Consider the following 14,587-nt stretch of genomic DNA (forward strand, 5'->3'; position numbering starts at 1 on the left):
CTGTGTGGCTGGCCGGGTGCGCCGGGAGCGACGCTGGCCGGGTACGGCGGCGGTACGGCGGGCGCCCGGCCGCCTGCTGCATCAGGCCGGAACGTCGGGCTCGATATGCAGCTGCAGCAGCGTGATGGCGTCCTTCAGCTTGAGGCGGCGTTTCTTGAGCCGGCGCAGCTGCAGTTCGTCGTGCGTGGGATCTTCGGACAGGCGACCGATCAGGAAGTCGAGATCGCGGTGTTCGATCTGCAATTCGATGACCTGCCGCTCCAGCGTATTCAGATGTTCATCCATGATGCCTTCCTGCTGCGCGGGCGCGCCAGGCGTCCCGCGCGACCCGCCGGGCGTCAGAAGCCGAACGGGCTGGGCTGCTTCGACCCCTGCCCCTCGGACTTCTTTTCCTCGGCCTTGGCACGGCGTTCTTCCAGGTCCTTCTGGCGCTGCGCCGCGTCCTGCTGCTTCTGCTGGTAAGCCTTGACGTTCTCCTGCCGCTGGCGTGCCTGGTCGGCGCCCTTCTCGCGGGCCTCCTGCAGACGGGCGTCGAAATCGTCCTGCTTCTTCTGGTAGGCGGCGGCATTGGCCGCGCGCTCCGGCGCCTGGGCGCCGGCCTGCGCATCGCGCACGGCCTGCTCCTGCTGCTTGCGGTCGTAGGCGTCGCGGCTGGCCTGCTCGTTGGCGGCCCGGCCCGGCTGGCCCGCCTCGAACTCGGCGCGGCGAATGGCCTGGGAGCGGTCACGCTCGGCGGCCCGGAAAGCGCGCTCGGCATCGCCGACTTCCAGCTCCCTGGCGCGCAGCACATGCAACTCCGTGCGCTGCTGGTCCTTGGCCTTCTCGATGCAGCTGTTGACCAGGAACTTGCCGTAGCACTCGCGCTCGGCCACGGCGAAGCGGTAGCGGGTCCAGCTGCGCGAATCCTCGATGGCCTTGCGCTCGGCCTGGAAGTCGCGCGGGGCACCGCCCTGCGGCACCACGGCCGGGGCAGCGGCCGCAGCCGCGGTGGCGGGTGCCGGCGCCTGCGCATGCGCGGCGCGCGGCGGCGCGGCCAGCAGCAGCGCAGCCAGCGCAAGGGCGGAGAACGTGAGGGAAACCGGGTGAGCCATGACGGCCGCAGGGGGCTTGACGATCATGGCGCGATTCTAGCATCCGGCACCACTTCGGGCCGCCCTGCCGGGCGGACATGCGGCCGCCCGGCGAAAAGGCGCCGTAAAAGGTGTCTTCCCGTCACCGGAACGGCGCCGGGCTTGTGGCACAATGCCCCGCTTTCGACTGACTCGTTTTTTCGATGTCCAATCTGCCTGCTTCCGTCCTGCAAAAGATTGTGTCGCTGATCGCGGCCGAACTGTCTGTGCAACCCCGCCAGGTGGCCGCCGCCGTCGGCCTGCTGGACGAAGGCGCCACGGTGCCGTTCATCGCCCGCTACCGCAAGGAAGTCACGGGCAACCTGGACGACACCCAGCTGCGCAATCTCGAAGAACGACTGCTGTACCTGCGCGACATGGAAGACCGCCGCGCCACGATCCTGGCCTCGATCGAGGAACAGGGCAAGCTGACCGACGAACTGCGCGCCGCCATCGAGGCCGCCGAGACCAAGCAGACGCTCGAGGATCTGTACCTCCCGTACAAGCCCAAGCGCCGCACGCGCGCCCAGATTGCCCGCGAATGCGGCCTGGAGCCGCTGGCCCAGGCGCTGCTGGCCGACCCCACGCTCGACCCGCAGGCCGAGGCGGCGAAGTACGTCAACGGCAACCCGACCGCCGACGGCGGCGTGCCCGACGTGAAGGCTGCGCTCGACGGCGCCCGCGACATCCTCTCCGAGCAATTCGGCGAAACCGCCGAGCTGCTGGGCAAGCTGCGCGAACACCTGTGGACCAACGGCCTGGTGTCGTCGTCGGTCATGGAAGGCAAGGAAACCGCCGAGGAAGAGAAGTTCCGCGACTACTACCAGTACAGCGAGACGATCCGCACGGTGCCGTCGCACCGCGCGCTGGCGCTGTTCCGCGGCCGCAACGCGGGTGTGCTGATGGTCAAGCTGGGCCTGGGCGAGGAACAGGACGCCATGGTGCCCCACCCGTGCGAAGGCATGATCGCGCGCCATGTCGGCATCGAGAACCGCAACCGCCCGGCCGACAAGTGGCTGGCCGACGTGTGCCGCTGGTGCTGGCGCGTCAAGGTGCAGCCGCATATCGAAACCGAACTGCTGACCCAGTTGCGCGAAACCGCCGAGGGCGAGGCCATCAAGGTCTTCGGCCGCAACCTGCATGAACTGCTGCTGGCCGCGCCGGCCGGCCCCAAGTCCGTGATGGGCATCGACCCGGGCATCCGCACCGGCTGCAAGATCGCCGTGGTGGACCACACCGGCAAGCTGCTGGAAACGGCCACGATCTACCCGCACGAGCCGCGCCGCGACTGGAACGGCTCGCTGGCCACGCTGGCCCGGCTGGCCGAGCAGCACAACGTGGCGCTGTGCTCGATCGGCAACGGCACCGCCAGCCGCGAGACCGACAAGCTCGTGCAGGACCTGATGAAGAACCTGCCCGAACTGAAGCTGACCAAGATCGTTGTCAGCGAGGCCGGCGCGTCGGTGTACTCGGCATCGGAACTGGCCGCCAAGGAGTTTCCGGACCTGGACGTGTCGCTGCGCGGTGCGGTGTCGATCGCACGCCGGCTGCAGGACCCGCTGGCCGAACTGGTCAAGATCGATCCGAAATCGATCGGCGTGGGCCAGTACCAGCACGACGTGAACCAGCGCGAGCTGGCGCGTGCGCTGGACGCCGTGGTGGAAGACTGCGTGAATGCCGTGGGCGTGGACGTCAATACCGCCTCGGCGCCGCTGCTGGCGCGGGTGTCGGGCCTGAACTCGGTGCTGGCGCGCAACATCGTCGATTTCCGCGATGCCAATGGCGCGTTCCCGAACCGCGATGCGCTGAAGAAGGTGCCGCGCCTGGGCGACAAGACGTTCGAGCAGGCGGCCGGCTTCCTGCGCATCAACACCGGCGACAACCCGCTGGACCGCTCGTCGGTGCACCCGGAAGCCTACCCCGTGGTGCAGAAGATCCTGGAGCACATCAAGAAGGGCCTGCCCGACGTGATGGGCAACCGCGAGGCGCTGCGCGGCGTGTCGGCCCAGCAGTTCGCCGACGACAAGTTCGGCCTGCCGACCGTGCGCGACATTCTCACCGAACTTGAAAAGCCGGGCCGCGACCCGCGCCCCGAGTTCAAGACCGCGACCTTCCAGGAAGGCGTGGAAGACGTGAAGGACCTGCAGCCGGGCATGATCCTGGAAGGCGTGGTCACCAACGTGGCCGCGTTTGGCGCGTTTGTCGACATCGGCGTGCACCAGGACGGGCTGGTCCATATCTCGGCGCTCTCGACCAAGTTCGTCAAGGACGCGCACGAGGTGGTCAAGGCCGGCCAGATCGTCAAGGTCAAGGTGATGGAAGTGGACGTCAAGCGCAACCGGATCGGCCTGACGATGCGCCTGGACGACGAGCCGGGGCAGACGGCGGCCCGCGTGGGCGGAGGCGAGCGCTCCGGCGACAGGGGCCCGCGCAGCGGTGGTGGCAACCGTGGTGGTGGCAACCAGCGCCAGCCGGAAACCCAGGGCGCAATGGCGGCTGCGTTTGCCAAGCTGAAACGGTAAATCTACTTCCGCTGACGGGGTGCTCCCCTCTCCCGCACAGCGGGAACAAAGTAAAAAACCCCGCAATCGCGGGGTTTTTTACATCAAATTTCCACCTTCGTCCCCAGCTCCACCACCCGGTTGGCCGGGATCGAGAAGAAGTCTGACGGCTTGGCGCCGTTCTGGTGCATCCAGGCGAACAGGTTCTCGCGCCACATCGACATGCCCGGCAGCTTCGACGGAATCACCGATTCCCGGGCGATGAAGAACGACGTCTCCATCAGTTCGAAGTGCATGTCGAGCTTGCGCTGGGCGAGGTCCAGCACGCGCTGCACGTCCGGGGTCTCCTTGAAGCCGTATTCCGACTCCAGGATGAACACGCCGCCGCCGAGATCCTTGCAGGTCAGGCGGTGGTCGTCATCCACGTACGGGATGTCGCGCGTGACAAAGCACAGGAACACCACGCGCTCGTGCAGCACCCGGTTGTGCTTGAGGTTGTGCAGCAGCGACACCGGCACCGACTCGGTATTACCGGTCAGGAACACGGCCGTACCCTCCACGCGATGCGGCGGATGCGCCAGCAGGCCGGCGATGAACGGCTCCAGCGGAATGCCGTCCTCCAGGCTGCGCGCACGCAGCAGCTTGCGGCCGCTGTGCCACGTCATCAGCAGGAAGAACGCCGTGGAGCCCATCAGCAGCGGGAACCAGCCGCCCTCGGCCACCTTGAGCAGGTTGGCCGAGAAGAACGACAGGTCGACGATCAGGAAAGTGGCGCCCAGCACCATGACCAGCACCCGGTTCCACTTCCAGAAGCGGCGCATCACGATCACGGCCAGGAAGGTGGTGATCAGCATCGTGGTGGTCACGGCAATGCCGTAGGCCGCCGCCAGGTTCTCGGACTTGCGGAACGACAGCACCACGGCAATCACCAGCACCAGCAGCGCCCAGTTGATCACCGGCAGGTAGATCTGGCCGATTTCGGCCGCCGAGGTGTAGCGGATGCGCATGCGCGGCAGGAAGCCGAGCTGGATCGCCTGGCTGGTCAGCGAGAACGCGCCCGAGATCACGGCCTGCGAGGCGATGACCGTGGCGGCCGTGGCCAGCAGCACCATCGGCAATTGCAACAGTTCTGGCACCATCAGGAAGAACGGATTGGCAATCGCGCCGGGATTGCCGAGCAGCATCGCGCCCTGCCCGAAATAGTTCAGCATCAGGCACGGCATGACCAGCACGAACCAGCCGTACCGGATGGGCCGGGCGCCGAAGTGGCCCATGTCGATGTAGAGCGCCTCGGCGCCGGTCAGCACCAGGAACACGCTGCCAAGCACGATGAACGCCTGCAGCGAGTGGTCGAGCAGGAACGAGATGCCGTACCAGGGGTTGATGGCCTTGAGGATGTCCGGCGACTGCATCAGGTTGTAGATGCCCAGCGCGCCCAGCGCCAGGAACCACGCCACCATGATCGGCCCGAACAGCTTGCCCACGGCGGCCGTGCCATGGCGCTGGATCACGAACAGCACGCAGAGGATCGACACCGTGATCGGGATCACGAAATGCGACAGCCCCGGCGCGGCAATCTCCAGCCCCTCCACGGCCGACAACACCGAAATGGCCGGCGTGATGACCGCATCGCCATAGAACATGCAGGCGCCGAAGATGGCCGACATCATGATGATCTTCGCCATGCGCGAGCGCGGCGCCGCCGTGCGCTGCGCCAGGGCCATCAGCGCCAGTACCCCGCCCTCGCCGTTATTGTCGGCGCGCATCACGAACAGCACGTACTTGATCGACACCACGACGATCATCGCCCAGAACAGCAGCGAGATGATGCCGAGTACCGCTTCGGGGCTGAACGGAATGCCGTGGTCCTTGCTGAAGCATTCCTTGAGCGCGTACAGGGGGCTGGTGCCGATGTCGCCGAAGACGACGCCGATCGCGCCGATCATCAGTGCACGCGTGCTCGGACTCTCGACGAAATAATGGCTGGTTGTGGACTGGGTGGTCATGGATTTGGGTCAGGTGGACCGGCCTGCGTCCTCAGCGCGTCAATATGACTTTACGCGCACAATTCTACTCACGCAGGCGGCGCCGGTCCCCGATGGGGCGCGTTGGCCTTCTCAATTTCTATTGCGTTGCACAAACGCGCGCATTCTAGAGGAAGTGCCCTGCGACGACCACTGTTGAAATTCCCGGGCAGCGGCGCGCAGGCGGCGGCGTGACCGAACAAGCATGGGAAAGAAGCGGGAGCGGGTCAAGGACCGATGCGTCGGGCGGCGCGCCGAGGGGCGGCCGCACCCGTTGCATGGGTACGACAGACATGGCGAATGCATCACATCCGGTTAACCGCGTTCCGCACGCGCATGCTCAGACGCCGAGGTAGCGGTCCAGCGCCGCCGGCGCCGCGGCCAGCTCGGCGGCCGCGCCGGACATGGCCACCAGCCCCTTTTCGAGCACCACCACCCGCTCGGCATGGGCCAGCACCGCCCGGTAGTTGCGATCCACCACGATGCTGGCGATACCGGTGCCGCGCACCGTGGCAATCACGTTCCAGATCTCATGGACGATTTTCGGCGCCAGGCCCTCGGTGGCTTCGTCGAGGATCAGGCAGTCGGGGTTGGTCATCAGCGCCCGGCCGATCGACAGCATCTGCTGCTCGCCGCCCGACAGTTGCTGGCCGCCGTGGCCCAGCCGTTCCTTCAGGCGCGGGAACAGGTCGAGTACCCTGCCCTCGTCCCAGTCCCGGCGGCCGTTGCAGCCGGCGCGCGCCGCCATCAGCAGGTTCTCGCGCACAGTCAGATTCGGAAAAATGCCACGTCCCTCGGGCACGTAGGCCACGCCCAGCCGGGCCACCTCGTGGGGTTTCGCGCGCGACATGTCGCGCCCGGCCACGTGGATCGCGCCCTCGCGCTCGCGCACGTGGCCCAGGATGGTCCGCAGCAGCGTGCTCTTGCCCATGCCGTTGCGGCCCAGCAAGCCCACGGTCTCGCCCTCGCCAACGCGGAAGTCGATGCCGCGCAGCACGTGGCTGGAGCCATACCAGGCGTTGACGCCGGCAATGTCGATGATCGCGGCGGCGCTCATGCCGGCTCCTCCTCGCCCAGGTAGGCCAGCTGTACCTCGCGGTTGGCACGGATCGCGGCCGGATCGCCCGAGGCGATGACGCTGCCGTTGACCATCACCGTGATGCGGTCGGCCACGGCGAAGACGGCTTCCATGTCGTGCTCGACCAGAAGGATCGCGTGGCCGTCGCGCAGGCCGCGCAGCAGATCGAGCATGCGCGCTGATTCCTCGGCGCCCATGCCGGCCAGCGGTTCGTCCAGCAGCAGCGCCACGGGCTCGGTGGCCAGGCACATCGCCACTTCGAGCTGGCGTTTCTGCCCGTGCGCCAATTCGCTGGCCACGCGGTTGGCGTGGCGGGCCAGCCCTGCGCGCTCCAGCGCCTCGTCGGCCAGCGCCTGGCTGGTGCGGCAGCCCTGCGCCGGCTCCCAGATGCGCCACGCCCGCTGGGCGCGCGATTGCGCCGCCAGCCGGCAGTTCTCGCGCACGGTCAGCGGCAGGAAGATATTGTTGCGCTGATAGCTGCGCCCCACGCCCTGGCGCGCCAGCCGGGGCTGCGCCCAGCCGGTGACGTCCTGGCCCTGCAGGTCCAGCCGCCCCTCGCTGGGCGGCAGTTCGCCGGACATCAGGTTGATCAGCGTCGACTTGCCGGCGCCGTTGGTGCCGATCACGGCATGGATCTCGTGCAGATGCAGCGACAGGTCCACCCGGTTGACGGCGGTCAGCCCGCCAAAGCGGCGCGTCACGCCATGGGCCTGCATCACGGGTACGGGTGCGGTGGTCATGCGGCCTCGCGGCTGTGGGTGGCGGCCTCGGAAGCCTCGGCGGCCGTGCGGGCGTGGCGGGGCGCGCGATGGCGCAACACGGCCGGCACGCTGACCAGCCCGCGCGGCAGCAGCGCCACGGCGGCGATGATGAAGCCGCCCATCAGCAGTTGCCAGTGCTTGGTCAGTGCGCCGAACCATTCGGCCAGCAGTACGAACGAGAACGCGCCCAGCACCGCGCCGGCCAGGCTGCCGACGCCGCCCAGGATCACCATCAGCATCGCGTTGCCCGACTGGTGCCACGAGGCGATTTCCGGATTCACGAAACCGAACTGGATCGCGTAGAGAAAGCCGGCCAGCCCCGCCAGCATGCCGCCGGCCACGAAGGCGCCCAGCTGGTAGCGGTACGTGGCATAGCCGGCCGCCCGCATGCGCTGCTCGTTGTGCCGGATGCCCACCAGCGCATGGCCGAAGCGCGAGCGCAGCAGCAGCGCCAGCACGGCCACGGTCAGCACCAGCGCCGCCAGCACCAGCCAGTAGAACTGCACCGGTTCGTTGACGGTCAGCGGCTGTTCCGAGAACAGCCCGAACTCGGGCCGGAAGTAGATATAGGTGCCGTCGCTGCCCCCGGCGATCTTGGTGTCGTGGAACACGAAATACACCATCTGCGCGAAGGCCAGCGTCACCATGATGAAGTAGATGCCGCGCGTGCGCAGCACCAGCGCCCCCACCACCAGCGCCAGCAGCCCCGCCGCGCCCATCGCGCCGAGCAGCAGCAGCCAGCCGTTGCCGGCGCCGCCCTGGGGCGCCAGCATGGCCGTGGCATAGGCCGCCATCGCAAAGTAGGCGGCATGGCCCAGGCTGACCAGCCCGGTGTAGCCGATCAGCAGTTGCAGCGACAGCGCGAAGATCGCCATGATCATCACCTTGCTGAGCAGCTCGACGTAGTACTTGTGGCTGTCGGCGGTCAGCACCAGCGGCGCGGCACAGAGCAGCGCCAGCGCGATGACCCAGCCGGCGGCGGCCAGCCACGTGGGGCGGCGGACTTCGAGTGGCGGCGGGGTTTCGGTGTTGGGTTGCATGTCCATCTAGCTCGGTTATGCGCTCCCCTCTCCCGCACTGCGGGAGAGGGGAGAAAACAATCAGCAAACAATCGGTACGACTTCGCCCTACCCCGCCTTGAACAACCCCTGCGGCTTCCACAGCAGCACCACCGCCATCAGCACGTAGACCAGCACGCCGGCGGCGTCCTGCCAGAACACCTTGCCGAAGGTGTCGACAAAGCCGATCAGCAGCGATGCCACGAGCGCGCCCTTGACCGAGCCGATGCCACCGATCACCACCACCACGAAGCAGATGATCAGCACCTGCCCGCCCATGCCCGGATAGACCGACGACACCGGCGCGGCGATCATCCCGGCCAGCACCGCCAGCGCCACGCCCAGCGCGAAGACAAAGCGGTACAGCACGTTCACGTTGACGCCGAGCGACTGCACCATCTCGCGGTTGGTGGCGCCGGCGCGGATCATCATGCCCACCCGCGTGCGGCGGATCACGTAGTACATCGCGCCGGCCACCAGCAGGCAGACCGCCGAGATGAACAGCCGGTAGACCGGATAGGTCATGTCATTGCCGATGGGCAGCGACCCGGCCAGCAGTTCTGGCACGGGCACGCCGTGCACGTCGTCGCCCACCAGGATGCTGCGCAGTTCCTCGAAGACCAGGATCAGGCCGTAGGTCATCAGCACCTGCTGCAGGTGGTCGCGCTGGTACAGGTAGCTGAAGAACGCCCATTCGAGCACGTAGCCAAAGGCCACCGCCAGCACGATGCCGAGCGGCAGCGCGATGAACAGGTTGCCGGTCAGGCTGGCCAGCGTGAACGCCAGGTAGGCGCCCAGCATGTAGAAGCTGCCATGGGCGAGGTTGATCACGCCCATGATGCCGAAGATCAGCGTCAGCCCGCTGGCCACCAGGAACAGCAGCAGCCCGTACTGCACGCTGTTCAGGCACTGGATCAGGAAAGAGACGAGGTCCATGCGGGCTACCGGGGCACAAAAGGCATGACGGGACCGGTCACAGGCGGCAGCCGCGCGCCGGATCGGCCAGCGCCTTCACGGCCACGCTGCTGACCTTGTTCTCGCGGCCGTCCACCTTGCGCAGGTAGAAATCCTGCACCGGGTTGTGCGCCTTCGACAGCGTGAAGGTGCCGCGCGGGCTGTCCACGCGGGCCGCCTCCATCGCCTTGATGACCTCGGGCTTGCGCGTCATGTCGCCCTTCACGGCGTTGGCCCCGGCCGCCAGCAGCTGGGCGGCGTCGTAGCCCTGCACCGCGTAGACATCGGGCTGCAGCTTGTAGAGCTTGGCGTAGTCGAGGCGGAACGCCTTGTCGCGGGCGTTGGTCAGGCCGTCGGCGTAGTGCAGCGTGGTTTCCAGCCCCTGGGCTGCCGCGCCCTGCGCTTCGAGCGTGCCGTCGGTCAGGAAGCCCGAACCATACAGCGGAATCTTGTCCTTGAGCCCGGCCGCCTGCCAGTCCTTGACGAACTTGACCGCCCCGCCGCCGGCGAAGAACACGAATACGGCGTCCGGCTTGAGCGACGCCACCTCGGTGATCAGCGCCTGGAACTCGACGTTCGGGAATGGCACGCTCAGTTCCTTGACCACCTTGCCGCCCTTGGCCTCGAACGCCTCCTTGAAGCCCTTGACCGACTGCTCGCCGGCCGCGTACTTCCAGGTCAGCGTGACCACCTTCTTCATGCCGCGCTCGGCCACCACCTGGCCCATCGCGTAACCGGGCTGCCAGTTCGAGAACGACGAGCGGAAGATGTTGGGGCCGCACAGCGGGCCGGTGGCCTCGTCGGCGCCGGCGTTCGGGATGATCAGCAGCGTGTTGTTTTCCTTGGCCACCTTGACGATGCCCATCTGCACGCCCGAGTGCACGGTGCCCACCACCACATCCACCTGGTCGCGCTTGATCAGCTTGGTGGCGTTCTCGGGAGCCTTGGCCGGATCCGATTCATCGTCGACCTTGAAATACTCCACGTCGCGTCCGCCCAGCTTGCCGCCCTGCTGCTGCACGTACATCCGGAAGCCGTTCTCGATGGCCGTGCCCAGCGCCGCGTAGGTGCCCGTGTAGGGCAGCATGAAACCCACCTTGACCTTGCCGCCCGCAGGCGCTGCCGCCGGGGCGGCGGTCTGGGCGACGGCCCCCGTGCCCGCCGCGAGCAGCGCGGCGGCGCCGAGCCAAAGGGACAACCGTGCCGACAAGGGACGAGCGTGGGGCGGCCTGCGCGAGGCATTGCGGTGCATGGAATCTCCTCCTGGTGGTCTGAAGCCCGGGCGCGGCGGTCGGCCCCGGTGAGACCCGGGAGCCGGGAGCCGGGAGCCGGGAGCCGGGAGCCGGCCGCACCAATTATTTTAGGATTGAAGTATGTGTGTTTATAAACGCCACGGTGGCCGCCGTCAATGCACCGGCCTGGTCGCGGTGCGGCGAATGCCCACAGCGCGCGAGTTTAAGCAGCACCGTTTGCGGGGCATATCGATGGATACCCTCGATCTGGGCCATCGTGCCGTACTCGTCTTCCTCGCCCTGCACCGCCAGCACCGGGCAACGCAGGTTGTCGAGCAGCGGGCGCAGGTCGAAGGCGCGGAAGGCCGGATCGAGCCAGATATCGTTCCAGCCCCAGAACGCCGAATCCACGTCGTGGTGATGGCGTGCCAGCCTGGCGCGCAGGTCGGTGGTCAGGTAGGTCTCGCGCGTGACGGCGATGCTGCGCACCGACAGGTCCTCCACGACGATATGCGGGGCCAGCACGGTCACGCCGTCCACGGCATCGGGAAAGCTCGCCGCGTGGATCAGCGCGATCGAGCCGCCGTCGCTGTGGCCCAGCAGCCAGGGCTTGCCGTGGCGGCGGCCGGGACCGATATCGAGTGCCGCGAACAGCGCCGGCAGTGCCTCGCGCGCCTGGCGGTGCATGAAATCGACGCCCCACTTCTCGTCATGCGGCCGGGGCGTCGATCCTCCATAGCCGTATCTTGAAAAAACCAGCCCGCGGAAATCGCCGGCCTCGCACAGCTTGCGCGGAAAATCGCGCCACATGCTGACCGAGCCCAGCCCCTCGTGGAGGAACACCGCCAGCGGCCGCCGCACGCGCTCGGGCCGCAGCCATTGGTATTCGATCTCGATCTGGCGCCCGTCGAACGGAATCCGTACTGCCTCGCTGCTCATGTCGTCACCTTGCCTTGCCCACCCCGCGCCCACCTCACACCGCCCGTGCCGCTTCCTCGCGCTGGCGCAGCCGGAACCGCTGGATCTTGCCCGTGGCCGTCTTAGGCAGTTCCGCCACGCATTCGATCTGGCGCGGATACTTGTACGGCGCCAGCTTCGACTTGACGAAGGCCTGCAGTTCCCCCGCCATGCCATCGTGCCATTGCTGGCCCGGCCGCAGCACCACGAACGCCTTGGGCTTGACCAGCTCGTCGGCGTCGGCCACGCCGATCACGGCGGCCTCCAGCACGGCCGGATGCTGCGACAGCGCCGCCTCCACCTCGAACGGCGAGACGTAGATGCCGCCCACCTTGAGCATGTCGTCGCTGCGGCCCGCGTAGGTGTAGTAGCCGTCGGCATCGCACACGTACTTGTCGCCGCTGCGCGTCCAGGCGCCCACGAAGGTATCGCGGCTCTTGTCGCGGTTGCACCAGTACATCAGCGCGGCCGAGGGCCCCTTGATATAGAGGTCGCCGATCTCGCCGGCCGCGCAGGGCTGGCCTTGCTCGTCGAGCAGCTTCAGTTCATAGCCCGGCACCGGCTTGCCCGTGGTGCCGTAGCGCACCTCGCCGGGCCGGTTCGACAGGAAGATATGCAGCATCTCGGTGGAGCCGATGCCGTCGAGGATGTCGCAGCCGAAATGCGCCAGGAAGCGGTCGCCGATATCGCGCGGCAGTGCCTCGCCGGCCGAGGTGCAGACCCGCAGCGCCACGCCGTCGCGGGCCGGCAGGTCGGCGGCGGCCAGCATGCCGGCGAACAGGGTCGGCACGCCGCAGAACACCGTGGGCCGGTGCGCGGTCAGCCGCTGGAACACCGCCTGCGGCGTGGGGCGTTCGGCCATCAGCACCGTCGTGGCGCCCACCGACATCGGGAAGGTCAGTGCATTGCCCAGCCCATAGGCAAAGAACAGCTTGGCCGCCGAGAAAACCACGTCGTCCGCGCGGATGCCAAGCACCTGCCGGGCGTACAGGTCAGCGGTGTGGAACAGGTTGCCGTGGGTATGCACCGTGCCCTTGGGCCGGCCCGTCGAGCCCGACGAATACAGCCAGAAAGCGATGTCGTCCGGACCGCTCGCCACGGCCTGCGCCAGCGGCGCGGCGGCGGCAACCATGCCGGCCACGGTGTCCGGCCCGTCTCCGGCGCCGGCATGGGGGGCGGCCACGATCAACGCCGGGGCCATGGCGGCCTTGTCGATGGCGGCCAGCATCATCGGCCGCAGCGGCGCGGACACCACCACGGCGCGCGCGCCGCTGTGCTCCAGCATGTACGCGTAGTCGTCGGCGGTCAGCAGCGTGTTGACCGCCACCGGCACCACGCCGGCCAGCAGGCAGCCCAGAAAGACCACGGGGAAGTCGATGGTGTCGAGCGCGCACAGCAGCACGCGCTCCTCGCGGCGGTAGCCCGACTGGCGCAGCGCCCCAGCAAAACGCCGGCTGCGCGTGTCGAGTTCGGCATAGGTGATGGCGCCGCCGTCATCGATATAGGCCGGCTTGGCGCCGCGCCCGGCCTGAAGGTTGCGCGAGAGCAGATCGTCGGCGGCGTTGTAGCGCGCGGGCAGCGCCTGCACGGCAGCGCCGGACGAACCGGCGCCGGCGGCAGCGGGGGTTGGGGGCGTCATGTCTCCACTCCTCTGGCCAGCCGGGTCGTAAAAAGTCCAAATGCGGCCCGCATGGCTGTCAGCAGTTTGTCTTCTTGTCCCGACAGCTGGCAGGGCCGCCGCCGGATATGCGATGCATTTTATTTCACATCGACTATTATGCAAGCAAGGGTATGCACTATATAACCGAAGGTATGCCTTTGACGGCCGCCGGTGCCCCTTATAATGCGCGCGCCCCGTGACACCGATCATCCGTAACCGAATCCAGCATGCGCCGAGACCCTGACTCGATCCTGACTGCGGACCACCGCGCCGAGCCACGCGGCGCCGGCGAGCGCGATCCCTACCTGACGCAGCTTGGCGAGCGCATCCGCTCGCTGCGGGCCGCGCGCGGCATGTCGCGCAAGGATCTGGCGCGGGGCGCCGAGGTGTCCGAACGCTACCTCGCCAATCTGGAGACCGGCACCGGCAATGCGTCGGTGCTGCTGCTGCGCCAGGTGGCGGCGGCGCTCGACGTACCGCTGCCGGTGGTGCTTGCCGAAGTGGACGGCCAGCTCGATGCGTCGGGCCAGCCCGGCCAACGCGCGACCGAGTTCTCGCAACTGGTGCAATGGCTCGCGCAGCTGCCTGCCGCCGATCTGGCCCGCGTGCGCGAGGCCGCGCGGCATGCCCTCTCACCGGCCGAATCGCGCGACGCGCGGCACCGGCGCATTGCACTGATCGGCCTGCGCGGGGCCGGCAAGTCCACCATCGGGCGTGCGCTCGCCGCCGCCGAAGGCATGCCGTTCGTCGAACTGAACACGGTGATCGAACGCGAAGCCGGCGCGAGCCTGTCCGAAATCCACTCGCTGTACGGCCAGGCAGCCTACCGCCGCTACGAAAACCGCGCGCTCGACCGTGTGCTGCGCGAGCACGACGCAATGGTGCTGGCCACGCCAGGCAGCCTGGTGTCGGAACCGGCCACGTTCAACCTGCTGCTGGCGCGCTGCTTCACGGTCTGGGTCAAGACCTCCCCCGAGGAACACATGGCGCGCGTGGTGGCCCAGGGCGACATGCGTCCGATGGAGGGCAACCGCGAGGCCATGGCCGACCTGCGCCGCATCCTGCAGGCCCGCACGCCGCTCTACTCGCGCGCCGACGTCTCGATCGACACCAGCGGCCAGGACGCCGCCACCTCGCTCACCGCCCTTCGCGCACTGCTGCCCGTCGCCCACTGACCTGCGCCTCCCCGGCGTAGGGGTTCCACCGGCCTTGCACTGCCCGCATCGATGCACTATATTGCATCAACAAAGATA

12 protein-coding genes are annotated in these 14,587 nt (G+C 67.9%); 2 read left to right on the top strand and 10 right to left on the bottom strand.

Going from position 1 to position 14,587, the window contains the following annotated elements; all coding sequences use genetic code 11:
• Window positions 1-81: 81 nt before the first annotated feature.
• Both EV147_RS06770 and EV147_RS06775 read right to left on the bottom strand, forming a co-directional pair.
• On the bottom strand, window positions 82-285 hold the full coding sequence (locus tag EV147_RS06770; protein WP_130390339.1) for a DUF465 domain-containing protein: 204 nt from the start codon (window positions 283-285) through the stop codon (window positions 82-84).
• A 53-nt stretch (window positions 286-338) separates the two neighbouring features.
• The gene (locus EV147_RS06775) at window positions 339-1,118 is read right to left on the bottom strand and encodes a hypothetical protein (RefSeq protein ID WP_130390340.1); all 780 of its coding nucleotides are present in this window, start codon (window positions 1,116-1,118) and stop codon (window positions 339-341) included.
• A 155-nt stretch (window positions 1,119-1,273) separates the two neighbouring features.
• Here EV147_RS06775 and EV147_RS06780 point away from each other — a divergent pair, with 155 nt between their 5' ends.
• Window positions 1,274-3,631 carry a Tex family protein gene (locus EV147_RS06780; RefSeq protein WP_130390342.1) on the top strand — a complete coding sequence of 786 codons (2,358 nt, stop codon included), beginning with the start codon at window positions 1,274-1,276 and terminating at the stop codon, window positions 3,629-3,631.
• Window positions 3,632-3,714: 83 nt separating this feature from the next.
• Here the strand turns inward: EV147_RS06780 and EV147_RS06785 are convergent, their stop codons facing one another.
• From EV147_RS06785 to EV147_RS06820, 8 genes are all read right to left on the bottom strand, one after another.
• Window positions 3,715-5,616, bottom strand: coding sequence for a potassium transporter Kup (locus EV147_RS06785; RefSeq protein WP_130390343.1), 1,902 nt, complete (start codon window positions 5,614-5,616; stop codon window positions 3,715-3,717).
• A gap of 358 nt (window positions 5,617-5,974) precedes the next feature.
• Window positions 5,975-6,691: an ABC transporter ATP-binding protein gene (locus EV147_RS06790; protein WP_130390345.1), complete on the bottom strand. Its 717-nt coding sequence runs from the start codon at window positions 6,689-6,691 to the stop codon at window positions 5,975-5,977.
• Window positions 6,688-7,452, bottom strand: a complete 765-nt coding sequence (locus EV147_RS06795) for an ABC transporter ATP-binding protein (RefSeq protein ID WP_130390346.1) — start codon at window positions 7,450-7,452, stop codon at window positions 6,688-6,690. The genes EV147_RS06790 and EV147_RS06795 overlap by 4 nt, the downstream gene beginning before the upstream one ends.
• Complete coding sequence (locus tag EV147_RS06800; protein ID WP_130390347.1) at window positions 7,449-8,513, bottom strand: branched-chain amino acid ABC transporter permease; 1,065 nt, start codon at window positions 8,511-8,513, stop codon at window positions 7,449-7,451. The genes EV147_RS06795 and EV147_RS06800 overlap by 4 nt, the downstream gene beginning before the upstream one ends.
• A gap of 87 nt (window positions 8,514-8,600) precedes the next feature.
• On the bottom strand, window positions 8,601-9,467 hold the full coding sequence (locus EV147_RS06805) for a branched-chain amino acid ABC transporter permease (protein ID WP_130390348.1): 867 nt from the start codon (window positions 9,465-9,467) through the stop codon (window positions 8,601-8,603).
• A gap of 37 nt (window positions 9,468-9,504) precedes the next feature.
• Complete coding sequence (locus EV147_RS06810; protein WP_235844618.1) at window positions 9,505-10,737, bottom strand: ABC transporter substrate-binding protein; 1,233 nt, start codon at window positions 10,735-10,737, stop codon at window positions 9,505-9,507.
• Window positions 10,738-10,840: 103 nt separating this feature from the next.
• Window positions 10,841-11,656, bottom strand: coding sequence for an alpha/beta fold hydrolase (locus tag EV147_RS06815; protein ID WP_130390349.1), 816 nt, complete (start codon window positions 11,654-11,656; stop codon window positions 10,841-10,843).
• Window positions 11,657-11,690: 34 nt separating this feature from the next.
• A complete protein-coding gene (locus EV147_RS06820) occupies window positions 11,691-13,313 on the bottom strand; it encodes a benzoate-CoA ligase family protein (RefSeq protein WP_130390350.1) in 1,623 nt (540 codons plus the stop codon).
• Window positions 13,314-13,561: 248 nt separating this feature from the next.
• Here EV147_RS06820 and EV147_RS06825 point away from each other — a divergent pair, with 248 nt between their 5' ends.
• Complete coding sequence (locus EV147_RS06825) at window positions 13,562-14,509, top strand: helix-turn-helix transcriptional regulator (protein WP_130390351.1); 948 nt, start codon at window positions 13,562-13,564, stop codon at window positions 14,507-14,509.
• Window positions 14,510-14,587: the final 78 nt, after the last annotated feature.

The sequence above is a fragment of the Cupriavidus agavae genome, assembly GCF_004217045.1.
Classification (GTDB): Bacteria; Pseudomonadota; Gammaproteobacteria; order Burkholderiales; family Burkholderiaceae; genus Cupriavidus; species Cupriavidus agavae.